A 23,983-nucleotide genomic window follows, 5' to 3' on the forward strand; every position below is an offset into this window, starting at 1 on the left:
GCGCGCAGGGCTGGTGAGCTCCATGACCTACGGAATGAGTTCGTCGGGTTCCGCACGGGCGGCGCCGCGGTCGTACTGCGCCGCAGCGGCGTACCACGGACGTCGCCGCGCTCGCGGGCTGGCGCGCGCTCGGACACGTCCCGGCCTATCTTGGCTTGCAGCTCCACCATGTCGGTGAACACGTCCGCCCGGCGGCGCAGCTCGTCGGCGATCATCGGCGGCCGGCTGGCCATGGTCGAGACCACCGTGACCCGGACGCCACGACGCTGGACGGCCTCGACCAAGGAGCGGAAATCGCCGTCCCCGGAAAACAGGACCATCTCGTCGAGATTGCCGGCGAGCTCCATGGCATCGACCGCGAGCTCGATGTTCATGTTGCCCTTGACCTTGCGCCGTCCAGAGGGATCGACGAATTCCTTGGTGGGCTTCGTCACGACGGTGTAGCCGTTGTAATCGACCCAATCCAGCAGCGGCCGGATCGAGGAGAATTCCTCATCCTCCACGATGGCCGAGTAGTAGAAGGCGCGAAGCAGGGTACCCCGGCTCTGGAATTCGTTCAGAAGGCGCCGGTAGTCGACGTCGAAGCCAAGCGTCCTGGAGGTGGCGTGAAGATTGGCGCCGTCGATGAAAAGAGCGATCCTACTGGGCGAAGGCGACATGTGGGCAGCCTGAATGATCCGATCGGAAGCATCGCTCCCGTCCGGCGAATGGTTTGCTCAAGCGATGGGAGTTGGGGTACGGGACGGCCTTGGCCCGCCGCTCACTCGCATTCCGTGCAACCGAGCAGGAATCCGAGCTCCGGATACGAAGCTATCTCCATTGCCTAGAGCTATCAAAGCCTTTTTCATTAACACTGAACCTCGGCCGCCAAGCAAAGACAAACGAGAGTCATGCCGCATCAGCTCCCGCTTTTTGAGATTCACCTGAGCCAACGCCGCCGCACGTTTCAATGGTGTCTCTGCACGACTGAGGGCCGTCCGGTCATGCAGGGGGCGGAGGGCAGTCGGGTGGCGGCCAAGTACCAAGCAGATCGCGCGCTGTTTCTGATGCTGCTCGCTTCCGCCTACCGGCCGCAGCTGCCGGGAGCCGCCCGTTTCGAGTCGTCTGGTCGCGCGAATCCAGACGCATGATCGAAGGCCAACAGACAACGCATTAGCGTTGGACTGATCTCCCCAGACGGCTCTCCCCTCAACTCGGCGAAGCTCGCCTGGCCATGGTATTCGCGGCTCTGACGATCTCCGCGGGATCATAGGGCTTTTGCAGGAACAGACTGCCGGACACGGGGCGCGGCGCGACGGGCGAGAAGCCACTCGTGTAGATCACCGGGAGGTCGGGATCCTGCTCGCGGCAACGCTCGGCGATCTGCCAGCCGTCGACGCGCCCTGGCATCCTGACGTCGGTGACGAGCACGTCGGCGACCCGCTTCCCGCACCATTCCAGCGCGTCTTCGCCATTGGCCGCGTGGATGACCTCGTAGCCCTCCTCCCGCAGAGCCTCCACGACGAATTCGCGTATGAGGAGGTCGTCCTCGACGACGAGTATTCGCAACTGAATCCTCCTCGAAACCTCACATCTGATGCCATTCTGCGAACTACCGAAGCTTTGGACCGTTCCCGCATCCCCGATCCGGTCGGCCGATCGAGCGGGTCTTTGAATCAAGGATGGGCGAGGGGGCGTCTGGGAAGCGGGGTGCGTGCGTACGCGGTAATCAGCGAGCATCGGCCATCCGGTCCGGAACGGCCCTCCTCCAGGCGACTTGATCTCCGGATACAAGCAACTCGGAGAAGGGTCATGAAGACGATCTTGGCAATAGGCTGCCTGTCCGTACTCGCCTTGGCCTCGCCTCGTCCTCCCTCCAGGACGTAGCTCGACTCGATGCCCGGATGCGTATGACGTGCAACGGGCACCCCCGCCTCTGTGGTCACATCCATGATGATCGTCGCATAACCCGGGACATGTCCATCAACCTGCGACAAAATCTTGCGCGTAACCCCGCCTGATGCAGGCAGTTGTGCCCCTGCGCGAACGCCTCGGTTGCTATGAAATCCGTAATTCCACAAATGGCACATGACGCAACACCTGCAAAACCTCGGCGAGCTAAACTAAAGATCTTGAGCAGCTCGGCAACGACCGGCGCATGATCCGCCGGACCTCGCTGTAGGGCAACGAAGTTGCCGGCCGACCTCGACGATGCCAACGCTTTCCTGCGCGAGTTTCAGCGGAACCTTGGAGATCATCTATGAGCAAGTGGGTCGACGAGAACTACATCAACCGACTGTCGCCCGACCAGCTCCGTCGCGAGCTGCAGGACGCGCTCGATTTCCAGTACGAGCTTCTCGACGCGATGAAGAACCAAGTCGAGCTGCCCTCGCCGTACGTGCTGAAGTGCCTCGACCACGGCGCCAGCTGGCCCGAGGACAAGGCCATCGGCAACATGCTCCAGCCCAAACACGGTCTCGACGTCGTGCCACCCGTCTCGGAATGCGAGAGCGCCGCCGGCCTGTGGTGGCGGATCCTCCAGGGGCTCAAGGCCGAGCGGCCGTAGGAGCTGCCATGAACGCGGTGACCAAGCGGGACGCCTGCTCCGCCAGATCATCGCCGTCTGCGAGATCCAGCTCGGCAGCCGCGTGACCGTGGCACCGACGGCGAAGTACTCCAGCGAATGGGAGGGGCGAATACGTCGTGGTCCACATGGTCTTGGACTTCCAGGACACCCGGCCGCCGATGTTTATGGCCGGTGACGAGATCAAGCACCGCTACGGCTACACGGACGGCCTCGCTCGACGACCTGATCCTGGTGCGGCCATGAGCGTCCACCATCAGCGGCAGTCTGCTACCGCCGCGGGCCGCAGCTGTGGCGCCGAGGAACCTTTCAGCCCGCCCTTAGTTGCCCGCCATGCAAGTGGTCTGGCTCGGCATCATCATCGCGGGCCTACTTCTCCTGGTCGCGGCGGTCTCGGCGGCGATGATCGTGCTGATCTGAGAGCGAGGCGCTGGTGCGGCTTCGTACTGCGGAGCGATTTCTGACCTGGCCGATTCACAAATGTGCTGTTCAGGTGTCCCGGCGTAAGGCATCATTTTGATGGTGCGTATAGGGGCGGTCATGGACAGAGTTGAGTATGGGTTTGCGGTGACGGCGCTCACCGGTTTTTTGGTTCTGATTGCTGGAATGGCTTGGCTGATGCTGTAAGCCGCCTCGCGGAGGGCGCTGACGGCCGGTCGAGCAGAAGCGATGCGGCGACCGCGCTTGGGAAACGGGCTCGCGTTAGCTTAGATGCCCAAAAAGAATCCGGTCAAAATTGGCATCCGAACCCGCGCCCCGTATGATGCCGCCTGAGTGCACGCGAGGTGCTGCCATGACCACGGCGGAAGCCCTGAAGCAGATCCAAGGGCAAGCCACTGACGCGCATTTGCTTCCTGAGAAGCAGCGCCGGGTGGTCCTCGCCGGGGATCGTCGAGGTGTGTTGCAAGTTCGCTGAGGCCGGGAACGACACCATGCCCTCGCACCATTCGCTGCACTAGAGCTATCATTCCTCTTCTGGTGGCTGAGGCAAGCTTGGAGCTGGAAATCCGTACTGCTCTGCGCGCTACGCTGCGAGCTTACGATAGGCCCTAGCAGGCTGAGCATTTCATTTCGAAGGCTGTTCCAGAGCAGCGGCCCTTCACCTTTGGGAACGGCACTAAGCAGGCCGGCTGAATGGACGACACTGCTAACCAGATTGGTCTCAGTTCAAGCGGATCTATCCAAGCGAGCCGCTTTGAACCGCTCAGCTTTCCCCCCCAGCCAATGGCAGTCCATCGCCAAGAGGATCAGAGTGACTTTGTTGTCCTGATCAGCAGCGAGCTTGGCGCGGTTTTCACATTCGTCGGCAAGGTGCCGTAACCTGAATTGCAGTTTCCATTTGTTCAACCCTAGTTGAACGAAGATGGCAGCCAGCCATGGTAACAGGAGGCAAGGCTAAGTTCGTCCTCGTTCGGAACTGAACTTACGTTCCTTGCGCTTAGGAGCAATCCACCGCTGCGCAAGGAGGGTGTCGTGGGTGGCAAGTCTGGCCGCCAAGCTCAAAAAGCAGGCTGCACAGCTCCCTGCGGGTGCCGAGCGCGAGGCCCTTCTGAGAAAAGCCCGACTGGCAGACATCGGCGCTCACCTGACGGATTGGCTAACCTCGCCAGGACTGCAAACACCTGATTGATCACGACCTGAGTGCATCGCGGTGCGCAGAATTGGACCAAGGAAGAAGATAGGATTCTTCTTGAATTGAAGGCGGCTGGCAAGCACGTCGCTGTCATTGCTAAAGCGTTGAGCCGCACCGAAGCCACGGTCGTTACACCTCCATTCTGAGGCGGCGGGACGAGGACATCCGATCGAACGTTCACTCCTGACGCGGGCTGAGCGTAAGCCGCTCCAATGGGTCCTAAAGTGAAGGGCCGCTGCTCTGGAACAGCGGCCCACCCAGGTTTCAAAATCTTCGAAATGAAAATGCACCGCCTCCCCCGGGGTCTTCCGGTTAATGGGCAGCCGTCTGAATCGATTTATGTAGCGGCATGATGGGCGGGCCCATTGGGGAGCCACGATGAAGCTACTGAACGAATACCTAGAGCACGCGCTCACCTTTGAGCGCATGGCCGCCGAGGAAAGCAACCCGGAGGTTAAGGCGCAGTTCGAGCAGCAAGCCAAGGCTTATCGCAGGCTCGCGGCGCAGCGCGCAGAGAAGTACGGGCTTCCGGCTCCAAGCGAGCCACCAGAAGAGGAACGCCAGGTCTAGTTCAGCGAATGCACAGGCGGACGCTGGGATGACAGGCTGGCATCCTCGGCCAGAGTGAGTGATGCCTTCAGGCAAATCTGGATTATCCGATCGAGTACCAGCAGGCGCTGGCTGTCGGGGAGCAGATGCGCATCCTTCGTGATCGTATGGATGTGCTTCATGGCTTCCGTTGTGGTCATGGCTGTACCTCGCGTGCACTCACGGGTGCATCATACGGCGCGCCAAGATCGAACGCCAGATTTGTGCGGCGAGCGCACATGGCTTGCGCGAGTGAAGCGCATTGAAATCGGACCCGCCGTCGACACCCAAAATCACGGCCTCACCGTCGACCACAAAATGCTTCTGGCGGTTCTTCAGCGCCGCTTCGGCAATCCACGGATGGGACCTGCTTGACGGCGGTCACCAAGCAAAGCTCGTAGGCCATACGCATCTGCGAAAAGATCGGCGTTTTGCCGCATTATGCGAGTCGGGAACAAGCGGCAATGCACGCCGTTGTCACGGTGCTCCGGCTTCAAGCCCCCCTGCAAACCGGAGTATTTGACCCCGGCTCCTGCGCGCCCCGACGCAGGGGCCGCTTTTTTTCGACGTCCGGAAAAGGCCAAGGACGCTCTGGCCGTCGTGCGGTTCGCGAGCCGGCTGGAGTTGGTGATGGAGGCGCGCTGCGGGGAAGCGCCCCACCGAAACTCGGAGCAATGATCGTGCGCTCCGCAGGAACGGCACGGCACCGGCGTGGTCGAGCGAGCGCGTGGGCTTTCCTCGAATGCCCACTCGGCCCGGCTGCCAATGCCCCACAGCTCCAGATAGGCAGCCGGGCGCCGTGGGCGCCGCGCCCAAGCGCCTACGGGGGACCGGAGTGCTCTCGCCGAGCATGAGTATGTCGTGGCTTGCACGAACCGAGGTGCTGTTGCTGGAGCCGGGTTGGGCGCGCGCCAAAAAAATCTCAGCGGCGCCCGATAAGGCCGCACAGATCAAGCTTAGCGTCATCTCTTAGGAAGGGCGGCAATTAGCTTCGGTTGACGAACACAACCGCAAAACGGAGTTGACGATATGCGAAAGACAATTTTCTCGGTGGCGATGTGCGCCATGCTTGCGGGTGCCTCGATCGGCTTCGCCCACGCGCAGGCTGGCGGCGGTGCGGGTGGAGGTGCGGGCGCCGGCGGAACCGGTGCAGGTGCGGGCGCAGGAGCAGGCGGCGTCGGCGGAGCTGGCGTGGGCGGAGCTGGGCCCGCGGGATCGACAGGCGGCACGAGCGGCATGGGGGGCGGCGCTGGCGCCCGCTGGAGCTTGCGCCGCCGGCGCAAACAGCGGCGGAACGAGCAGCGGCCAGGGTGGCCCGCAAAGGGTTCGTCCGGGCGCGAGCCAGGATCCAACTGGTCGGTGACCTTTTGCCTCGTGACCGACACGAAAGAGGGCTGCTGAGTCCCTGCTCGGCAGCTTCTTTCAAACCATTATTAGTGCAGCGGATGCAGGGTCTCTTGCTCGCGGGGTTAGGAGTGGATCATGAACAGTCGAGATCAGAACTACCGGAGCAGCCCAATAGCCTGGGTGGTTGTCGCAATTGTCATGATCGCGGGTATCGCCGCGATTTTCTACAGCTCTGATAACCACACCACCGCGTCTAACCAGACCAGCGCGCCCACAACGAAGAGCAGCTCGACGAACCCGGCCACAACCACCGGCTCGAGCACCGGTTCTCCGGCAACTGCGCCATCCGCCGCGCCTGCAAATCCGGGAGCCGGGTCGAAGTAGCCACGCCCCGGAGCCGCTCCCCCGCTAGCCTTGGGGTTGGGCATCGCCGGCCTTTATGGAGTGCGACCCGCAGCGGGCCAGCCGCTTCACGCGTCATCACGTGTGATTGCAATCAGCTATCAGGAATTTCACTAATTGGAGCCACATGATTACGGCCGCCTAATACAGGGATTTTGCCAAGCAGAGTACAAGACACTTTGCTCAGCGGCCAACATTCCCGAACACCAAGCTTTCTTTGCGGGGTTTAGCTGGTCAATTGGATCGGCTGACGCTCTGGTGAGAGACGAAGCGACCCGGAGGCTCTCCCGCAGCTATGCCGCGCCAGCCCGCCTTCATCAGATGCGCTTCACACTGTCCGCGATTGCGCGTTCAACTTCTGATGCGAGAACCGTCAGGTGATCGGCCAGCCTAGTGAAAAGCTCTCGTTTCTTCGGGTCGGTCGCGAGGTCGCGGATGAGGGCGCACTCGGCCGCATCCGCACGGAGCTTTTCCAATTGAGCCTGCATGTCTTTCATTGCGGCTACTCGTTCCCCGAGGGAACAATATAGCGGCGTCCGAAAGTGAACAGAACTAATTGCCGGATGCACCTAGTGTCGGGACCTCTTGGCGATGACATGCCGCCTAGGGACCTCCAACGGCCCCGGCACATAGGGGTGTGTGCTGGGGCCGTTTCTATCCGTGCCGTTCAGCTTTGATGAGGCGCACGTAGGTCCCGCTCTCGTGCAGCTCGAAGCCAGCCGCATTCTGCGTGATAGGGACCATTCGATCAGCCTGCGGCTATTGGTCCTAGCCGGCAGCCAGCCACAATCCCTTTTACCCTCCGGATGATCGGCCTGGACGACTACACCGTCCACGAGGACCGGCAGCTAGTCGGCCGCATCTGCTATGCCGCCGAATGCTCTCCCGGGCTCTGGCTCTGGACCTGCGTCGTGACACTTCCCGGACCGCCTTTTGGGGACGCCGGCTCGCTCGACGAAGCGACGAAGGGCCGCTTCAAGGTCGCATGGGAGAAGGCCAGAAGATGTGGCGAAGGCATTTGAGGAATGAAGCACGCGAAGAGGCCAGCGCGGGATCTGCGCGAGTGCCCCGCAACCCCGCGGCTCTGCCAGAGAACTTCGGTTTTGTGCACCTGGCCCGGAAAGATCGACGACGATCAGGACACCGACTGCTCAAGCCGCAGCCGGGGCCCGCCGCCGTCTTCTTCAAAGTGCTCTCCTCGATCCAAGTAGATCCCATCCAAGCCCGTTGACCGGGAGAGGAACTTCTCAGCCAAGCATCTGTTGTGCCGTGCCACTACTGGAGGACCATATGAACAAGAAATTTCTTCTGCTGCTGACGGCTGCTTCGCTTCTGGTGGGTCCGTCGTTTGCGCAAAATCCGCCGGCGACCGATCGGCCCAACAACAATGCGGTCAACAGTTCCGATCAGAAAAACTCCAACAAGCCGGTTGCAGGCGCAAACAGTTTCACTGAGGGCCAGGCCAAATCGAAGATCGAGGATGCGGGCTACAGCAACGTCACATCCTTGAAGAAGGACGACAAAGGCATTTGGCGCGGAAAGGCCAGCAAAGGCGGCGCCTCGACCGATGTCAGTCTGGATTTCCAGGGCAACGTGAACGCGGCGAAATAGGTTGGCGCGCAGCAGCGAAAATTGAGAGGGATTCAAGATGACCGTTACGATTTCACGTCTCTACGATAACTACTCCGATGCGCAGCGCGCCGTGACGAACCTGGAAGCTGCGGGCGTGCCGCATTCGGATCTGAGCATCGTCGCGAACAATTCCGACAACTGGTACAGCACGGACAAGAAGGTCGATCGCGATCGCGACGGGGTTGACGATCGGACGGAAGGTGCGGCTACGGGAGCGGGCCTCGGCGCAGGTGTTGGTGGTGCTGCCGGCTTGCTCGCGGGCCTTGGTTTGTTGGCTATCCCCGGGCTGGGGCCCGTCGTGGCGGCCGGGTGGCTCGCGTCGACCGCGCTCGGTGCCGTTGCCGGCGGAGCTACGGGCGGCGTTGTCGGGGCATTGACGCAAGCCGGCGTATCCGATGAGGAAGCTCCGCTCTATGCCGAAGGTGTGAGGCGCGGCGGTACGCTGGTTTCAGCCCGTGTGCCGGATGCGGACCGGGCGCGATACGAAGCGATCCTGAACCAGTCCGCCGTCAATCTTCGCGACCGGAGCGCAGCCTGGCAGAAGGCTGGGTGGAAGAGTTACGATCCATCCGCCCAGCCTTATGGCGCGGAGGAGGTCCGCAAAGAGCGGCAACTCTACAGTACCGCTGTGCGATGAATTACCGGGCGGCCCGCCCCAGGCGGGTCGCCCTTTTCTTGCGTTTCTCGCCAATCGTCGAACTCAGGAGTCGAAAATGAGCCGCGGAATGCCATCGATGACCGCCCTCTTGGGTATGCTCGCAATCGCCGGTTACCAAAACCGGGACAAGCTGGCGGACATCTTTCGCAATGCGACCTCCGGTCAGCCGGCGGGCGCCAAGGATTCCCTGAGCGGTCTGCTCGGCAACCTTGGCGGCCTGGTGGGCAGCGGTGGCGTGGGTTCGCTGCTGAGTGGCGGGATCGGCGAGCTGCTCGAGCATTTCAAGCAGAACGGACAGGGCGAGGCGGCCCAATCCTGGATCAATCAAGGGCCAAACCGCGAAGTCACCCCGCCCGAACTTCAGCAGGCTATCGGTCCGGATGTCCTTCAAAAACTGGAGCAGCAGACCGGTCTGTCTCAGCAGGAGATTCTCGACCGATTGTCTCGCGAGCTCCCGACAGCCGTGGACAAATACACGCCTGACGGACGTCTTCCGGCTCCAACGGCGGGATAGCTTCGCAACAGTCGAGGAAAGACATGGGCATCATCTGGACGATCATCATCGGCTTCATCGCAGGCGTCATAGCCAAGTTCATCATGCCCGGCGACAACGAGCCGTCGGGTTTCATCCTGACCACGATCCTGGGAATAGTGGGGGCGTTCGTCGCCACCTATCTGGGCCAGTCTCTGGGCTGGTATCGGCCCGGAGAAGGCGCGGGGCTGGTCGGGGCAGTCGTAGGCGCCATCATCGTGCTTTTCGTCTACGGTTTGATAGCCGGTCGAAGCCGCCGGGCTATCTAACCACGGTGACCTTTTCGCGGTGCGATCGGTGCGAATGACAACTAGCAAGACGAATGGGTGCTCGTTGGCCGGGCAAGAGGCATGAGACCGGGCAACCCGACCTGGTCTTCGACAATGAGGTCTCGAGATCGGTGTCCTGCTCGTCCGTCTCGCGCCAGGCACAGCCGGCGCGGGCGCCGAAGTCTTCCAGCACGAGATAGATATCCCGGTCGAGGCGATCGCGCGGCACGATCGAAGCGGAGGGACGCATACGCAATAACTCCGACCGACGCCTTCTTAATCGATCGTCACCGTTGTCGTTCCGCCTTGGCGGTGAGGTGCTCATAGGGTGCGGCGCAACCTTTTCCACTTTTTCCTGATCGTATTAACCTATGCAAATGCAGGTTGCATAGCGAATGGGTTCTCTGCGCGCTGTACGTGCAAACCGGGGACGTTGATCGTGAATGACCATGTGCCGTCGCAGAGCAGATTTGTTATTCGCGCAGGTGGAAAAGGTTGGATGGTCTACGACCGGGAGCGCAAGGGCCCGGCACTGATCGGCGCCGAAGTGGGCTTTGCGGCCAATTTGACAAGGGAGCAGGCCGAGCGAGTGCATCGCACATTGACCGGCCCGAGCAATACCAATTCTCCCTCAGGGTGATGCTGCCTCCACTGCTCTATTGATCGAGCAGCTTGTCCCGCTCGCGCCGCCCGATCTGCCGCGCCTCTTCCAGGGCGGCGCGCGGGTCGAGATTTGGGGGGGTGTAGCCGGCGGCTCGGCACGTCGTCCCAATAGACGAAAATGCCCGGCCGCCCGTCGTCGAAATACACCTCGAAACTGCCGGTGTCGGGCACGGCCTCGTGCTTGCGGATCTTGGTGCTGGTCACGCGACCGATGTAATCAGGCGTCCTTGCGGTGCCAACGTGCGAGCTGAAACAGCAAGCGTGACAAGGCCCCAGCGGCAGGTTCCTAGCAGGGGGCGCGCGCGCTGGGGCCAGTAGCCTGCCGGAAATTGGCGGCCGCAGGCTCGACCGTATCATCCACCAGAATCGAAAGCCGCGCATTGACGCAAGTGAATATGTTCAATCTAGGAGGAGGTACCTCTTCACTGACCGCCTTGCGACAATTGGGCTCTTCCCACGCCTCGCGGTGCGCGCATCTCGAGAGTGCGACCGCGCCGCCGCCATGATGCCAAACCGGCGCGAGCCGACGAAGGGGGACCCGCCCGAAAGCAGTTAGCGTTGATGCCCCAAGCCAATGCCCAGCACCAAGGCTTTCTGACGAAGGGCGCCAACGGTGCGCTTCATCTGCTTGGATATCTTCACCACGGGTGTCCGTTGCTTCGAATGACCCTTCAGCGCTTTTAGGTCAGTCGCAGTCCATTCGCGGCGAGCACGCGTCTTGATCTTCTTCGTCTTCGCTGTTCTCACTGATCGCTTCCATTAACGTGATTTGAGCGAGGCTGTTAGCACATCGCGTGTAGTCGTCAACTAACTAATAGGTTAGCAAAGCGAAACGACGCAGATCAACGTGACTGTTAATGCGAGCAAGCTGGAACAGTGGGCAAGAGAGTTGTCTGTTCGCGGAATGCGCAGTGCAGTTCGAAGCGCAGTCGACATAGGCGCAAGGGCGATGCGGAAGATTGCTGTCGAATCATCGCCAAGGACATGGAAGGCGCATCAAAGACGCCGTGACCAACGTCAAGCGCAAGACGCGAACCGATCTCTCAGCGTCGTTCACTGCCAACAGGATGCGCATCAACACGCTTGCATTGCCGCGACCGTTAGCCGCCATGGCGCCATGACCGGAAGCACATATCGACTGCGTCGAGCCTCAGCATCCGCCATGCGTTCTTAGTATCGTAAGCCTCCACCGGAGGCTTACGCTACTCTGCGTTCTCCGCTCCTTTAAGACACTCGATGTGCCGCCGAGATGGAAAGGGCCGCAGGATCTTTCACGGTCCTGCGGCTCTATTTTTCCGGGAAAATTGAGTGCTTACGGAATGATCACTGCCAGCCCCGGGTAGCGCGATAATTCCAGAACTGGGTTTGCGGGTTGAGTCTCAAAACATCTGTTCCAAGGCGGAACATGGAAGACGTTGCGCTCGCGCAACAGCTTCCGGGGTGCAGACGAGGGCCGCCGGCCCCTTTTCGTTGTGATCAGCTTCTGGCAAGCTGGGTCGTTTTCGTTTTTCGGGAGAGACGTGCGTGGCGATAGGTACTGTAAAGTGGTTCAATCCGACCAAAGGTTACGGCTTCATCCAGCCCGACAATGGCGGCAAGGATGTTTTCGTTCACATCTCGGCCGTCGAAAGGGCGGGACTGAGCACGCTCAGCGAGGGCGCAAGGGTGAGCTACGAGGAAATGAGCAACAAGGGCAAAATGTCCGCTGAAAATCTGAGGGTCGCCTAGCCATATGGAGCGCAGGCGCTTCAAGGTAAGGCGGTGCGCAACTGAGCCCTGCTTCGTAGCGTCAAAAATCAAAGCCTGCTGCCTCGCGCTCGGCCGGCGACTCTGCTAGCTCGATCCAGTGATCGGTGCCCGCCGATCGCCAACAATCTCAATCAAACTCCGCCGGCTCCCGAGCCGGCGGGTTTTTGCGTGCCAATTGCTGCGGTAAGGCCTTGTTCGCGGCGCTTCGAGACAAGCCCCTCCAGGTCCATCACCCTCCCGTCAGGTCGGTTTGTCCGGACTTGTGGAGTTGAAGTCCCGCGCAGCGAGCTCCAGCTCAAGTTCGGCAATCCTTTTGCATGAAGCCCCAAGACGAGTTCGAGGGCATGCTAGCGGTCCAGATGATCGGCGCCCACAACGCCGCGATGGAATGCCACCGCCGGGCAATGATTCACGAGCAGTCGTTTGCCGGCAGGCAAGAAGCCCTCAACCAAGCGAACAAGCTCTCCCGCACCTATGCCACCCTCCTGGAGGCTCTGAACCGTCACCGCGGCAAGGGGCAACAGAAGGTCGTCGTCGAGCACGTCCACGTCTACCAAGGCGGGCAGGCCATCGTCGGCAACGTGGCGGGGGGTGGGGGTAAGGCAATTGTGGAAAATCAACCCCATGCTATTGGACATGCAGAATGCGCCCCGGTGCGGTGCGAAGACCCGCAGCGGCAGCCCCTGCCAGTCGCCGGCAATGCCTAACGGGCGCTGCTGGATGCACGGAGGGCCATCCCCGGGGCACCGAAGGGCAACCGGCACGCGCTCAAGCACGGCCGCTACACGGCGGAAGCAATTGCTCGGCGCCGGGAGATATCTGCCCTCGTTCGAGCTGCTCATGGCCTTTTGAGCGCAGGGGGTGCTGGTACTCATTAATCGGCTGTCCGCCTGACGTCCGGTTTACCGCCAGCAGGGGACATCACCGGCGCCGGTCGGGAGGTCGAGATGGGCCGATTTTGTTGCAAAAGTCGGCTGTGAGCGAAGGGATCGTTCGGCGATTTCGCTAAGGACGACCGGCTTTGATCCGCCGGCCCTGACGCTCTCTACGCAACTGGAACGCTACGCAGTGCACAGAGCCCGAGCAGGTGGCGGACGAGCGCCCAGCGACGCGAGCCGTCGCAGGTTCTGGGCGATGGCAGCAAGAACAAACTCGTCCTGGGCGCCTTTTGGTCCCCGCAGCCGGAGCCGACCGAGCTTCAGGATGCGCTTCAAATGTGCGAACCGCATCTCGATCTTCTTGCGCTCACGCCGTGACTTCTCAAAGTCGTCGGTATCAGCAATCGACCGGGCAACGTCTCGGGCGTATTCATGAATGTCGCGCGGGATCTTGCGCGACGGTTCTTTTGGACAGCACTGCGGTTTAAGCGGGCATACATCGCAGTCGAGCTTGCTTGCTCGATACAGCAGCGTCTTGCCTTCATGCACGGTGCCGCTTGTCCCAAGCCGCTTACCACCCGGGCAGTGATAGACGTCGCCGGTCGGATCATATCGAAAATCGCTACGCGAGAAGGTGCCGTCATCCCGCTTCGACTTGTCGAACACGGGGATATGTGGCGCGATGCCCTTCTCCTCGACCAGCCAGTTCAGCATTGGAGCGGCCCCGTAAGCGGTATCCCCGATAAGCCGCTCCGGCTTGAGACCAAAGCGCTCCTCCGTTCGCTCAATCATGGTCCTCGCTGCTCTGACCTCGGCCTGGCGAATGGAGCGGGAGGCCTCGACATCGACAATGACGCCGAACTTCACGTCGATGAGATAATTGTCGGAGTACGCGAAGAATGCCGGTCCCTTGTGAGCTCCGGTCCACTGCGCTGCCGGATCGGATGGGGAGACGAACTTCGGCACAACGTCGCTGGCGGCACCCCACGCTGTATCGTCAAGGGTCGCCAGATACTCCTTCACCGCGCGGCTGGACCTTTGCGGGTCGCGGTCCTTGCGCCAATCCTGACCTGCGATCGAGCGTCGCCTGTTGGCATCAGCCTGGATCAAGCTCGCATCGACTGCAAAGCCATCGCCGCCAACCAGACCTGCCGCAATGCACGCCTCCACGACCCGCTCGAACATGTGGCGAAATACATCTCCCTCGCGGAAGCGTTCGTTGCGGGCGCGCGAGAACGCCGAATGATCCGCGATAGCATCTTCGATCCCGAGCTTGCAGAACCAGCGATAAGCAAGGTTCACCTGCACTTCACGGCAGATCAGTCGCTCCGAACGGATCGCAAAGACATATCCCACGACCAGCATCCGGACCATCAGTTCCGGGTCGATCGACGGGCGACCCATGGACGAATAATGAGGTGCTAGTTCACTGCGAAGCCAGGACAGATCGAGAGCAGCATCGATCTTCCGTACGAGATGATCTTCAGGAACCGCGTCGCCAAGCTGAAACTCGTAGAACAATTGACCTTGGTCACTCTTCGCACGGCCCATCATGGATCGACCTCGCCGAGATTCGCGTCATCACAACGGAATCACGGTTCGCGGCTCGCCTCAACCGACTTTTGCAACAAAATCGGCCAACAAGAGACATTCGCAAAGTCACCGACGGCTTGGCAGCATTCGTTGCATGACGCCGTCGCGGTAAATAAAAATGTGAGCGAAGGCTGCGGCCATATGAATGCCGATTGCGATCAGCAACGCCCACTCCGCAATTTGATGCCAGCCGTCGATCTGATGGATCGCGGTCGTGTTTTTTTCCGTCAGCATCGGCAGCGGGATAAGATCGAAATAATAGACTAACCAACCTCGGAACGATGCGAACAGCCAGCCTGTGATGGTTGCAGCGAGAACCAAGATATAAAGCAGCCAGTGCACCGCCTCTGAGGAAACTCGCTGCCATGGCGGTAGTGAACTCTCCGGCGCCACCGGGTGGGTGATACGCCAGACAAGCCGCAACAAAATCAACGCGAGAATGGTCAGACCAAAGGAGATATGGAGCGTCATGGCCCTGCCCGGCGGACCCGCATGAACGTCTGGCATAAGCCAACCAATTGAGAACTGAACGGCCAGAAGGGCCACGACGAGCCAATGGAGCACTTTGGCCGGGGTACCGTAATGCAGCCGATCTGTCATAAGGTCCTGTCTTAATGTTTTGCAGGACGCGCTGCGTGCTGTCGTCCAGCACGTATGCCGATCCGGCGCCCGGCTCACCACTATCGCCATCTCTGCGTTCCGCAATAGATATGCTTGCGAGCGCGCCTCATGATCGACTCTTGCATTCAACGGCGCCGGGAACATTCGGCAATCCGTGGCGTTGCGGCTTGCCGGCCTCGCGTCCGGCGCCATGAACTGGAGAAGCAACCATGGACAAGAAGATCGCTGGCTTACTAGGAGCGGTGGCGTCGCTTGGCACCTTTACCGCTGCCGAGGCCGGTCCTGCACCCGCTCCGGCGGATGTTTTGCGCGCCAACTCATATGCCGACCTGCTGGAACCTATCCCGAACGCCGTCGCGCTGCTGCAAGCCGTTGACGAAGCCACACCAGATCCAGCGGCGGGGAACGTCCAGCTTGCCCAATTCTATCATCACCATCATCACCATCATCACCATAGCTTCTATCGGCACCACCACAGCTACTATCCGCGCGTCGTAGTCGTGCCCCGGTATCGCCGATACCACCATCACCACCACCACCACCACCACAGTTTCTATCGCCGCGACTATTGAACTACGCGCCCGAAGTGATGAAAACAGGACCGGGAGGTCCTGTTTTTTTATGCTATTCTCGCCGGGCCTTTTCCTTCGCGGCGCGGTGCAAATGGCGGTAAGTGCCGTCAAACACAGTATTGGTATCGGACGTCCACTCGGTCCCGGCTGCCAGGTTCGGCCGGTTGGCATAGATGCGCCGCGATTGCAGTTCGCGCTCGGCGCATTCCACCTCACCCATCGGTTCGAGATCGAAATTGGCTTCCTCCGGAATCACGATCATCTGAGCGAATGGTTCGTTCGGCCTGAAAATGTGCGTCCGCCCCTCCGCAGGCGCCTTGAAGACGCAAAAGAAAAGCATCGGCCACCAGTTCCGGATGAGAGCCGGTACCGCGACCGGCACGGTATCGGTCCGGTCGGTATAGAACCGCGGATGCGGTTCGGTGCGAACCGCCATGCCCTTCTCGACCTTGAGGTCGAGCAGGACTTGATAGGTGTAGAAAGCATCGCCGAAATTCCGAAAGGGCGGCCACTCGGCCCCTCCGTTCGGCGGCTCACCCCAATCGGCATCGAAGTTCAAATGACCATCTTTGGTGCTGACATGGAGCTCGAAGTCGTAGGGATAGAATAACTCGATCCCGTACTGTGCGCCCTCCGAAAACGGCACGCAATGCCATACCTGCTCGCGCGAGCCGTCTGCGCGCGGGTCGCGCTTGCCTGCCCAACCGGGAATCTCAAGTTTCGTCCGGCGTGGCGCCAAACGCGGATTGTTCAGGCGATACTTGACCTTGCTCATCATATCCCCCCTGGGATTAGGAACTGCGGAACTGAAACCAGCAAGCAGTCTCGTGGTTCCATTCAGGGGACGGTTCGTCTCATATTCGAAGGTACGATGCGGGCAGCCAGCAGACAACATCTCAAGCTCGATCACCTCATCGGCAAGGCATACACGCCCTAGCGAAGCAGCATTGATCTGATCGAACACGCAGAAAAAGCTGTTTCCCGCTCGTTCAAATGCCCGAGCTTAGCTAGTTCTGCAGCCACATCGCGCAAAGATCTGTTTTTAGTCGCCAATTGCTTTGCGACTTCGACCATTGCTGGCTTCCGCTCAGCCCAGCTCTTACGTCCCTCTACTTTGGCGCCCGTTCGACGGCGCTTTCGTTCCCTCGCCCCTCGCAGTCGCGGTGCAGAAAGCCCTAGAGGGCGCCGGGCGTCCAGTTCTTGAACCACGGACAGCCTGGCGTGAGGCTGAGGGCCAAATAGATCAATTCTCAGTTGATGCGCCTGAAGACATCGCGCTCGATACACCCAGAATGAACGTGCGAAATGTTGAGGCAGCCCTGTCGGTCATGAACATCGATCCCGCCAAGGTAAAATGCGTAGCGTCCCAATACAGCCAATGGCCCGCGTGATATGTTGGGCAAGTTTCGTCGCAGAGATAATCGACCGGTTTGAGCAGGTCGACCCGTCCGGGATACTTAGACTGGACGCGCGCGAGCATTGCATTAACGGCGGCACCCGCCATTACTGCGCTCGCCTTTGACATTGGCGCACATGGGCGCGGTGGCACGTGACGCAGCGGCCCTTGAAGCAACCGCGGCCGATTGATCTCGCAACTAGCAGGAACTTGGGCGCCCACAAGCATTACACGCCGAACAGGCGTTAATGCCCCTAGCGTCTCAGAAAGGGCGGCTTCGAGCTTGGTGAACGATCCAGCTTCGTTCGACCACATGCCTGGTCGGTCGTAGTCGATGCCCACATCGTCATAGGTTTCCCACCGCTGGATGAATATCAACGGGCGCGTTTGTGTCGCGAGTTGAGCGATTTGCTCATCGCGATCTCTGAGACAATCCATGCGTCGCCGCGATTTGATGGCTGCTCCTTTGACAATCGGACATCCGGCAGTGCCGACGTACTGGAGGTCTCCACCTTGGCTCTCGACCAACGGTAACATTGCCGCCACGTACATTTCAGCATGGGAGTCGCCAGCCAAGTCAACAATCGGTCGGTCCGACGGTCGAACGACTTGATCCCTGGCGGGAGAGCTGTCGAGCCTTCCGTCCGCCAAAACCGACTCAGGCACCCGCCATGCGAAACCCTTCAAAACGAATGTAGCGTGAGTGAGGACCACCAATGTCAGCGTAGCCGCGCTGAATTTCATTAATGCCTTCCACGGCACGCCCGAGGCGGCGGTGGAGATGATGAAGCGACGCTCAACAAAATAGTACATGCCACAAGCGATGAACAGCATGGTCACAAGCATGACCATAATTCCTCCGACAGAGTCCGCGGCTTCACCGAAGATGAAGCGTGAGTAGAAGATGATCGGCCAGTGGCAAAGATAGAGCGAATAGGAAATTGTCCCGATAGCGGTTAGCGCCTGAAGGCGAAGAACGCGAGAGATGAAGGTCGCGTCTCCGGCCCAAATCACAGCGGCAGCGCCAAGGCATGGGATTAGGACGAGTAGTTCTTGCCGTGACGTTTCTGGCCGCAGCATAAGTGCGCTGGACAAGATCACGGCGAAGCCGCTGGCCGAAAGCAGTTCACGGACCGACTGGCGGGGTGGCGTTTTTCCGACGAAATGCACTAGGGCGCCACAGCCGAACTCAAAGATGCGAAACGGCATCAAGAAGAAAACGGCAGATCTATCGATGGGGCCTATCCATATCGTCGCCATGAAGGATGCAAGCGATAACAGGACGATTGCCGATCTTATGCGTCCAACGCGCGCCGCCGCGATCAGGAGTGCGGGCCAAATAAGGTAGAACTGCTCTTCAAGCGACAGCGACCAACAGTGGAGCAGAGCGAGCTCGTCCGATTTCGCTGCGAAGTAGTGGCTTGCTTCTCTCCAATATTGGATGTTAGCGATTGAGAGGAGCGCGTGCGTGCACTCCTTCGCTATGTCGAGGAACAGCAGCGGGGCAGTCCATAGTGCGCCCGCAAGGTACGTCGCGAGCACCGTGAAGATTAGCGCGGGATAGATACGCCTCGTTCGTCGCAGATAAAACGCGCCAAACGAAAAACGCCCCTCAGCCTGTTCTCGGAGGATATTGCGAGTAATGAGGTAGCCGGAGATGACGAAAAAGACATCGACGCCGACGAACCCGCCTTGAAAGCCAGGTACCTTCAAATGGAACAGCAAAACGCTCAGGACAGCGATCGCTCTAAGCTGAACGATCTCCCCGCGAAATCCTTTTCCCCCTAAACTCATCCCCAATTAGGCCACCAGAAGCTGCAACGTTTCCAGATATTTCCCTGGATTGCAGTCTATTACCTGACCGGATTTCGGGGTGTAAACCTGAATTTCGGTCTGCCCCCGACGCAAGGCGATCTTGACGAACATCTGGGGCCAGATCTGCCGTCGTGGTCTAGTGCTAGCGGCTTCTCTCCGACCCTATTCAGCGCGATTATGAGATGTGTCTCCACGCATCATCCGCATTCCGCTATCGGGCGGCGACCGCAAGGCCCAGGCCAAGAGCATCCGCCAGGCTCACGGGTTGCACGCGAGCTACTACGCCCAATCCGTCCTGATCCGCAGCGCAGCGGAAGAGAAGCTGCGGGAGGCCGACCGGCTAGAGTGCGATGCGTGGAACGCCATTATGTGGGCCGGCGGCCCGGCGATGCCCTCGCCCGGTGAGCCGCAGGCCAACCCCACGATCGCCAAGGCTCTTAATGCCGGCTACGACCACCTGGAGGCCAAGTGCAATCGCTGCCGGCGGATCTCGCTGGTCCCTTTGCGCAGCCTCAAGCGTGCGCCAAGTACGCGTATCTGGAAGCTAGAACCAGCGTTGTATTGCGAGCCATGCTCAGAGAAGAAGATCGGCGGGCGTCGTCAGCGCGCTCATATTCTGCGGCTGACCTATGCCAAGCCAGACGGAGACGTGACCGAACAGGCGCAACGATGAAGGGGCTTGTTGATCGTGTGTAACCTCTACAGCGTCACCACGAACCAGGCCGCGATCAGCGCGCTCTTCCGCGTCGTCAACCGGTACGTTGGCAACTTGGCCCCGATGCCTGGTGTCTTTCCGGATTACAAAGCGCCGATCGTTCGGAACGGCTCGGACGGGCGCGAGCTCCGGCATGACGCGGCGCCATTCGGCGGTCGCAGCTTTGCCCAGCTAGGACGGCGGTTTGGTCGCGGCGTCGAGTGCAGCGGCAATTTCTGGTTTCCGGCCTCTCATTGGCTAGGACCATGGAGGGGCTTGCGTAATATCGGCGCGGAACTAACATTCCCAGCACTGAGGAGACGCGATGGCGAAGAAGATTGTTTCTGCGACCGATTTGGCTTGGATTGTGCTTGAAGAATTGATGAAGGAAGGTGTCAGACCGCAAGGGCTGGAATCATTCCCGATCGCAACAGTTGGAGCGTCGTCATTGAGACGAGAAGTCGGAAAAACTTGCAGAAAGGTGATTTGGAGCGAATTGCGGCCGTCGAAAAGAGACTTCGATCCATTTACGGTTTGGCGACCTAGCCTAGCATCAATCGATCCTCGCGAATTTGCGGAAGCGCTGGCGTGCGGCCGTGGCATAGGCTTCCGCCGCCGCCTCTTTGGTGGTGAACGTGCCGAGGCTTAGCGCGCGATCGTTGACGTAAACCCGATAGTTGCCTCGGAGTTTGGCGAACGCCTTCAAGTTTGTTGCGGGCCCTAATGCCGTACGACACCTGCCTCGGTGACGCCAAGCGGAAATTTGCCCAGCGAAAATTCGCTGGGTCGTGATCGCGGTTGATCACCTTGCGGGGCGGCCATTCCCTGGGTCATGTAAAGCCAAGCGAGGCGGCTAGCGAGGTAACATTCGCGGTGCTCGGCAAATTGCTCGCATGACCTGGACACGTTCTGATAGAATCGCGCTGTTTTCGTTGTTTGTTGCCGTTGGGTCGGCCGCGTTCGGCGCTGCGCAATTCTGGCTGGCACATCAGCAAGACGAACGCGCGCTGGCGGGCAAAAAGCCGGTAATAGACGTGCGTCTGAAGCAATCGATGGGCGCCACTGCAATCTCTCGATTACGGCCAACAACCGATCGGATCAGCGGATCGTTGCGACGGGCGTGGCGATTCCATCTCCAAAAGACGGCTTCATCACCATCAACCAGACTATGCCGGTCGGTCCGATGTATTCCGGTGCTCAATTGAACAGCACGCAGCAATTCGACAACCTCCACGCCGCTCGTCCGATAAGTGCGGGCGACGTAGGGTGTTTGGTCCGCGACCTACGAAATCGCGACGCGTTCCCGGCAAAGCCTGATGCCGCGCTCGCCCTTCAAATGAAGATCACCTCCTTGGGCAGCACGGGTAAGCGCTTAGCCGCAACCCTATTGAGGCTGGCTTGACGTTTTGCGCAATCGCCACGGCATAAGGTCTTCGATGCGGCTATGGGGATGGCCGTCGATGATCGTCTCGAGTGTTTCGGCGATGTAGGCGGCCGGGTTGATGTCGTTGAGCTTGCAGGTGGCGACGATCGACGCGAGCAGGGCCCAATTTTCCGCGCCGACTTCATGACCGGCGAAGAGCGCGTTTTTTCTGGTCAGGCAGACTGGCCGGATGGCGTTCTCGACCGGGTTCGTGTCAAGCTCGAGGCGCCCGTCTTCGAGGAAGCGGGTCAGCCCTTGCCAGTGATTGAGCGCGTAGCGGATGTCCTCGGCGAGCGTCGAACCACTGGAGATCATCGACAGCTGTTTCTCGAACCATGGCTTTAGCGCGGCGACGATTGGCAGCGAGTGCTCCTTGCGCGCGGCCAGCCGGATGTCCGGCGATGAACCGCGTACCATGGCTTCGATGGCGTAAAGCTGTGCGATGTGCCGAACCGCAGCCTCGGCGATCGGCGATTTGCTGTTGCGGGCCAATTTGACGAAGCGTCGGCGCAAATGGCTCCAGCAATGCACAAGCGTCCACGGCCCCTGCGGTCGAGCGACTTCGGTCAGCCGGTCATAACCGTCATAGGCATCGCATTGCAGGAAGCGTCCGTTAAAGCCATGCAGGAACTGCTCCGCGAAGGCGCCGCTGCGACCGGGGGCATATCGGAACAGCACGATCGGAGGACTTGGGCCGCTGTGGCCGCGGTCGTCGGAGACGATCGCCCAGAAGTAGCCTTTCTTCGTTTGGCCACGCCCGGGATCGAGCACCGGTGCCGTGGTTTCGTCCATGAACAGACGATCTGCCCTCTCCAGATGGCGACGCATGTGGTCCGCTACGGGTTGGAGATGGAAGCAGGCGCGGCCGGACCAGTTGCCCAGTGTCGCCCGATCAAGCCGGATCCCCTGCCGAGCATAGATCTCGGCCTGACGGTAAAACGGCGTATGGTCGCCGAACTTGGAGACGATCACGTGCGCAATGGCCGCTTCGGTCGGCAGCCCACCAAGCACGACGTGCTCCGGCGCGTGGGCCTGCACGACAGGGCCCGAGCAGCGGCGACAGATGTATTTCGGGCGGCGCGTGACCAGCACGCGCCATTGCGCCGGGATCACGTCGAGGCGTTTGCTGACGTCCTCGCCGATCTTTGTCATGGCGCCGCAACCGCACGGACAGAGCGTGCTCGCAGGCTCGATGATCCGTTCCACCCGAGGCAAATGGGCAGGCAAGCAGCCGCGATTGCGATGAGAACCTTGATCCGGCGCGCTCCGCGATCGGCCCTGGATCACAGCCTCGGCTCTCTCCTGAGCCGCGTCCAGGATGCCTTGCGCGATCTCCACGTCTTCCAGCGGCAAGTGATACTGATCTGGCCGTAGCTTCTCGGACTTCGCGCCGAACTTCTCGCGTCTCAATTCCCCGAGAATGACCTCCAGCCGACGTCGCGCTTCCTCCGATGCCGCCAATGCCCCCTGATGCTCGCTCAAGGCTGCCTGCGTTTGCGCCAAAAGCGCCTTCAGGCGTTCGTTTTCGTTGCGCAGCGCCGCAATGCTCATGCGCTATTTCGAGCACGTCGCCACCGCGCCTGCCACGTTCAAAATAGCTCCCGAGTCAATCTGCCGCAGTTATCCAGCCGCCTGGGGACGCCGCGCTTCTTTCGGGCGGACTAACCTCCAATCCAGCCCTTCGAACAGGGCTGCGAACATCGCTGGCGATATGCGCATCACGCCGTCTGCGATCGTTGGCCAAACGAACTTGCAGCCTTCGAGGCGCTTATGAACTAACACCAGGCCCGTTCGATCCCAGACCAAAATCTTGATCCGGTCCGCTCGTTTCGATCGGAACACGAAGGCTGCGCCGCTGAACGGGTCGAGGCCAAGCATCTCCTGCACCTTCGCCGCAACTCCATCGTGGCCACAGCGGAAGTCGATCGGCCGCGTCGCGATGTAAATCTTCAGATCGGCACCGGCCGCGATCATCGTGACGCTCGCACTGCGCGGATCACCCGGGACAGCTGCTCGCCATCTATTGCTGTGTCCGTCCGCAGCACGACATCGCCGATCGCGATCTCAAGCTTGATCGCCGGAACGTGACCCTCCTCCAACGCGCTTTCCACGACCAGCGGCGCGAATGTCGACTGCGACGCCTCGCACGGCGCCAACAGGCCTCGCTGTCGAAAGCGTCGTCGCCAATCGTAAATCTGCCAGCGCGTCGCCCCGTGCTTGCGCGCCACCTCGGAGACCTGGGCAGCGGGTAGCAGACTCTCGGCGACGATCCGAGCTCTCTCAGCCTCCGAACGCACGCGGCGTCCCGACGGTCCTTCAAGGACCTCCAGCCGGCTCACCGGCCCTACCGATGAGCCGTCCAAATGGACGTCCTTTTTGCTGTCCAATCCCATCCCAAACCTCCGTCCAAGCCGGAGGCTTCTTCGCACGTTCATTCGAATTCTGAAGCAAGGGTATCGGCTTCGCGCTTACCAGCACGGAAACTGGCGCAAGTTATATCCGTGACGCGGAAGCTCAACTGAGGTCATGAGCCGACCCGCTCGCAGGTAACATCCATCTTGCTCAACCAGGCCGGCGGCCTGCTACCGACAATAGCGTTGGCGCCTGGCTGTAACTCCGGCTTGCGGCCCTTCATGGTATTCTGTCCGCAGGCCGGCCGATTCGGAGGACTGATTGACCAAGATCATGAAGACCCGCAAAGAACTTGCCGCCATGATCGTGGAACGGGTTAACCGGGAGACGCCGGAGAAGATTGAGGGCGTCGACATTGTGCCGGTCCATAATCCCGTTGCGAATTGGACAATCGGATTGATCTGGCCGCCCGTCGCAAGAAACGGCGTTACAGAAGCCATCGTTGTGCATGTTGTCGCGGAGCTTTGTCGCAACTTCGATATAGTTGAATAGCTTCACGGGCCAACCCGCTCGCATTTAATGTCCATGCCAACGCGGCGGCCG

At 60.4% G+C, this 23,983-nt stretch carries 29 protein-coding genes and 3 pseudogenes; 19 read left to right on the top strand and 13 right to left on the bottom strand.

Translation table 11 applies throughout. The annotated features are described in order from the left end of the window. Positions 1 to 59: 59 nt before the first annotated feature. Together ACTGJ9_RS11760 and ACTGJ9_RS11765 are read right to left on the bottom strand one after the other, a co-directional pair. Positions 60 to 659 (bottom strand): annotated as a pseudogene (locus ACTGJ9_RS11760) (LabA-like NYN domain-containing protein); the annotation flags it as partial. A gap of 529 nt (positions 660 to 1,188) precedes the next feature. Beyond that, positions 1,189 to 1,548 carry a response regulator transcription factor gene (locus ACTGJ9_RS11765; RefSeq protein ID WP_456677177.1) on the bottom strand — a complete coding sequence of 120 codons (360 nt, stop codon included), beginning with the start codon at positions 1,546 to 1,548 and terminating at the stop codon, positions 1,189 to 1,191. A gap of 691 nt (positions 1,549 to 2,239) precedes the next feature. On the opposite strand from ACTGJ9_RS11765, the gene ACTGJ9_RS11770 reads away from it, so the two are divergent. The 4 genes from ACTGJ9_RS11770 (at position 2,240) to ACTGJ9_RS11785 (ending at position 4,766) form a co-directional block, all read left to right on the top strand. Continuing rightward, positions 2,240 to 2,545, top strand: a complete 306-nt coding sequence (locus tag ACTGJ9_RS11770) for a hypothetical protein (RefSeq protein WP_027520174.1) — start codon at positions 2,240 to 2,242, stop codon at positions 2,543 to 2,545. An 811-nt stretch (positions 2,546 to 3,356) separates the two neighbouring features. Continuing rightward, positions 3,357 to 3,479 carry a hypothetical protein gene (locus tag ACTGJ9_RS11775; RefSeq protein ID WP_456677178.1) on the top strand — a complete coding sequence of 41 codons (123 nt, stop codon included), beginning with the start codon at positions 3,357 to 3,359 and terminating at the stop codon, positions 3,477 to 3,479. Positions 3,480 to 3,697: 218 nt separating this feature from the next. Further along, complete coding sequence (locus ACTGJ9_RS11780; protein ID WP_035969060.1) at positions 3,698 to 3,883, top strand: hypothetical protein; 186 nt, start codon at positions 3,698 to 3,700, stop codon at positions 3,881 to 3,883. 691 nt (positions 3,884 to 4,574) lie between these two features. Then, positions 4,575 to 4,766 carry a hypothetical protein gene (locus ACTGJ9_RS11785; protein ID WP_027520173.1) on the top strand — a complete coding sequence of 64 codons (192 nt, stop codon included), beginning with the start codon at positions 4,575 to 4,577 and terminating at the stop codon, positions 4,764 to 4,766. Here ACTGJ9_RS11785 and ACTGJ9_RS11790 read toward each other — a convergent pair. The 3 genes and pseudogenes from ACTGJ9_RS11790 to ACTGJ9_RS11800 form a co-directional block, all read right to left on the bottom strand. Next, the gene (locus tag ACTGJ9_RS11790) at positions 4,763 to 4,945 is read right to left on the bottom strand and encodes a hypothetical protein (RefSeq protein WP_027520172.1); all 183 of its coding nucleotides are present in this window, start codon (positions 4,943 to 4,945) and stop codon (positions 4,763 to 4,765) included. The genes ACTGJ9_RS11785 and ACTGJ9_RS11790 overlap by 4 nt on opposite strands. A gap of 82 nt (positions 4,946 to 5,027) precedes the next feature. Further along, positions 5,028 to 5,156: pseudogene (locus ACTGJ9_RS11795) on the bottom strand (DNA ligase); the annotation flags it as partial. A gap of 1,694 nt (positions 5,157 to 6,850) precedes the next feature. Further along, positions 6,851 to 7,030, bottom strand: a complete 180-nt coding sequence (locus tag ACTGJ9_RS11800) for a hypothetical protein (RefSeq protein ID WP_369721299.1) — start codon at positions 7,028 to 7,030, stop codon at positions 6,851 to 6,853. Positions 7,031 to 7,339: 309 nt separating this feature from the next. On the opposite strand from ACTGJ9_RS11800, the gene ACTGJ9_RS11805 reads away from it, so the two are divergent. The 6 genes from ACTGJ9_RS11805 to ACTGJ9_RS11830 all read left to right on the top strand — a co-directional run bounded on the left by ACTGJ9_RS11805 (position 7,340) and on the right by ACTGJ9_RS11830 (position 10,264). Continuing rightward, positions 7,340 to 7,555 (top strand): hypothetical protein, encoded by a 216-nt coding sequence (locus ACTGJ9_RS11805; protein ID WP_456677179.1) that lies wholly within the window; start codon positions 7,340 to 7,342, stop codon positions 7,553 to 7,555. Positions 7,556 to 7,823: 268 nt separating this feature from the next. Next, positions 7,824 to 8,144: a hypothetical protein gene (locus tag ACTGJ9_RS11810; protein ID WP_456677180.1), complete on the top strand. Its 321-nt coding sequence runs from the start codon at positions 7,824 to 7,826 to the stop codon at positions 8,142 to 8,144. Between the two features lie 37 nt (positions 8,145 to 8,181). Next, a complete protein-coding gene (locus ACTGJ9_RS11815) occupies positions 8,182 to 8,802 on the top strand; it encodes a hypothetical protein (RefSeq protein ID WP_456677181.1) in 621 nt (206 codons plus the stop codon). Positions 8,803 to 8,878: 76 nt separating this feature from the next. Beyond that, on the top strand, positions 8,879 to 9,337 hold the full coding sequence (locus ACTGJ9_RS11820) for a YidB family protein (protein WP_456677182.1): 459 nt from the start codon (positions 8,879 to 8,881) through the stop codon (positions 9,335 to 9,337). Between the two features lie 23 nt (positions 9,338 to 9,360). After that, on the top strand, positions 9,361 to 9,624 hold the full coding sequence (locus ACTGJ9_RS11825; protein WP_369721305.1) for a GlsB/YeaQ/YmgE family stress response membrane protein: 264 nt from the start codon (positions 9,361 to 9,363) through the stop codon (positions 9,622 to 9,624). A gap of 439 nt (positions 9,625 to 10,063) precedes the next feature. Next, positions 10,064 to 10,264, top strand: coding sequence for a hypothetical protein (locus ACTGJ9_RS11830; protein WP_198034942.1), 201 nt, complete (start codon positions 10,064 to 10,066; stop codon positions 10,262 to 10,264). Between the two features lie 575 nt (positions 10,265 to 10,839). On the opposite strand, the gene ACTGJ9_RS11835 is transcribed toward ACTGJ9_RS11830, so the two are convergent. Next, entirely contained in the window at positions 10,840 to 11,034 is a 195-nt protein-coding gene (locus ACTGJ9_RS11835) for a hypothetical protein (RefSeq protein WP_027520168.1), read from the bottom strand. Between the two features lie 777 nt (positions 11,035 to 11,811). On the opposite strand from ACTGJ9_RS11835, the gene ACTGJ9_RS11840 reads away from it, so the two are divergent. The 3 genes from ACTGJ9_RS11840 (at position 11,812) to ACTGJ9_RS11850 (ending at position 12,888) form a co-directional block, all read left to right on the top strand. Then, positions 11,812 to 12,015 carry a cold-shock protein gene (locus ACTGJ9_RS11840; RefSeq protein WP_027520167.1) on the top strand — a complete coding sequence of 68 codons (204 nt, stop codon included), beginning with the start codon at positions 11,812 to 11,814 and terminating at the stop codon, positions 12,013 to 12,015. A 338-nt stretch (positions 12,016 to 12,353) separates the two neighbouring features. Beyond that, a complete protein-coding gene (locus tag ACTGJ9_RS11845; protein ID WP_456677183.1) occupies positions 12,354 to 12,743 on the top strand; it encodes a hypothetical protein in 390 nt (129 codons plus the stop codon). Beyond that, entirely contained in the window at positions 12,736 to 12,888 is a 153-nt protein-coding gene (locus ACTGJ9_RS11850) for a hypothetical protein (protein ID WP_456677184.1), read from the top strand. The genes ACTGJ9_RS11845 and ACTGJ9_RS11850 overlap by 8 nt, the downstream gene beginning before the upstream one ends. Before the next feature lie 209 nt (positions 12,889 to 13,097). Here the strand turns inward: ACTGJ9_RS11850 and ACTGJ9_RS11855 are convergent, their stop codons facing one another. Then, positions 13,098 to 14,468, bottom strand: coding sequence for a transposase (locus tag ACTGJ9_RS11855; protein ID WP_456677185.1), 1,371 nt, complete (start codon positions 14,466 to 14,468; stop codon positions 13,098 to 13,100). A 105-nt stretch (positions 14,469 to 14,573) separates the two neighbouring features. Beyond that, the gene (locus ACTGJ9_RS11860) at positions 14,574 to 15,107 is read right to left on the bottom strand and encodes a cytochrome b (RefSeq protein WP_456677186.1); all 534 of its coding nucleotides are present in this window, start codon (positions 15,105 to 15,107) and stop codon (positions 14,574 to 14,576) included. Between the two features lie 230 nt (positions 15,108 to 15,337). Between ACTGJ9_RS11860 and ACTGJ9_RS11865 the strand changes: the two genes are divergently transcribed. Then, entirely contained in the window at positions 15,338 to 15,700 is a 363-nt protein-coding gene (locus ACTGJ9_RS11865) for a hypothetical protein (RefSeq protein ID WP_456677187.1), read from the top strand. Positions 15,701 to 15,752: 52 nt separating this feature from the next. On the opposite strand, the gene ACTGJ9_RS11870 is transcribed toward ACTGJ9_RS11865, so the two are convergent. Then, on the bottom strand, positions 15,753 to 16,475 hold the full coding sequence (locus ACTGJ9_RS11870) for a hypothetical protein (protein WP_456678504.1): 723 nt from the start codon (positions 16,473 to 16,475) through the stop codon (positions 15,753 to 15,755). A gap of 468 nt (positions 16,476 to 16,943) precedes the next feature. Beyond that, positions 16,944 to 18,890 carry an acyltransferase family protein gene (locus tag ACTGJ9_RS11875; protein WP_456678505.1) on the bottom strand — a complete coding sequence of 649 codons (1,947 nt, stop codon included), beginning with the start codon at positions 18,888 to 18,890 and terminating at the stop codon, positions 16,944 to 16,946. Between the two features lie 205 nt (positions 18,891 to 19,095). Here ACTGJ9_RS11875 and ACTGJ9_RS11880 point away from each other — a divergent pair, with 205 nt between their 5' ends. The 4 genes and pseudogenes from ACTGJ9_RS11880 to ACTGJ9_RS11895 all read left to right on the top strand — a co-directional run bounded on the left by ACTGJ9_RS11880 (position 19,096) and on the right by ACTGJ9_RS11895 (position 21,007). Beyond that, on the top strand, positions 19,096 to 19,584 hold the full coding sequence (locus tag ACTGJ9_RS11880) for a hypothetical protein (RefSeq protein ID WP_456677188.1): 489 nt from the start codon (positions 19,096 to 19,098) through the stop codon (positions 19,582 to 19,584). Positions 19,585 to 19,599: 15 nt separating this feature from the next. Continuing rightward, positions 19,600 to 19,755: pseudogene (locus tag ACTGJ9_RS11885) on the top strand (SOS response-associated peptidase); the annotation flags it as partial. A 175-nt stretch (positions 19,756 to 19,930) separates the two neighbouring features. Continuing rightward, positions 19,931 to 20,254 (top strand): hypothetical protein, encoded by a 324-nt coding sequence (locus ACTGJ9_RS11890; protein WP_456678792.1) that lies wholly within the window; start codon positions 19,931 to 19,933, stop codon positions 20,252 to 20,254. 471 nt (positions 20,255 to 20,725) lie between these two features. Beyond that, positions 20,726 to 21,007 (top strand): hypothetical protein, encoded by a 282-nt coding sequence (locus ACTGJ9_RS11895; RefSeq protein ID WP_456677189.1) that lies wholly within the window; start codon positions 20,726 to 20,728, stop codon positions 21,005 to 21,007. Here the strand turns inward: ACTGJ9_RS11895 and tnpC are convergent. From tnpC to ACTGJ9_RS11910, 3 genes are all read right to left on the bottom strand, one after another. Beyond that, complete coding sequence (tnpC, locus tag ACTGJ9_RS11900) at positions 20,990 to 22,579, bottom strand: IS66 family transposase (protein WP_456677190.1); 1,590 nt, start codon at positions 22,577 to 22,579, stop codon at positions 20,990 to 20,992. The two genes, ACTGJ9_RS11895 and tnpC, sit on opposite strands and share 18 nt — an antisense overlap. A gap of 69 nt (positions 22,580 to 22,648) precedes the next feature. Further along, the gene (gene tnpB / locus ACTGJ9_RS11905) at positions 22,649 to 23,002 is read right to left on the bottom strand and encodes an IS66 family insertion sequence element accessory protein TnpB (protein WP_456674892.1); all 354 of its coding nucleotides are present in this window, start codon (positions 23,000 to 23,002) and stop codon (positions 22,649 to 22,651) included. After that, the gene (locus tag ACTGJ9_RS11910) at positions 22,999 to 23,421 is read right to left on the bottom strand and encodes a transposase (RefSeq protein ID WP_456677191.1); all 423 of its coding nucleotides are present in this window, start codon (positions 23,419 to 23,421) and stop codon (positions 22,999 to 23,001) included. Before ACTGJ9_RS11910 ends, tnpB begins: the two co-directional genes overlap by 4 nt. Before the next feature lie 280 nt (positions 23,422 to 23,701). Between ACTGJ9_RS11910 and ACTGJ9_RS11915 the strand changes: the two genes are divergently transcribed. Continuing rightward, the gene (locus ACTGJ9_RS11915; RefSeq protein WP_456677192.1) at positions 23,702 to 23,932 is read left to right on the top strand and encodes a hypothetical protein; all 231 of its coding nucleotides are present in this window, start codon (positions 23,702 to 23,704) and stop codon (positions 23,930 to 23,932) included. Positions 23,933 to 23,983 lie beyond the last annotated feature (51 nt).

The organism is Bradyrhizobium sp. RDM12, from assembly GCF_051917485.1.
GTDB lineage: Bacteria > Pseudomonadota > Alphaproteobacteria > Rhizobiales > Xanthobacteraceae > Bradyrhizobium.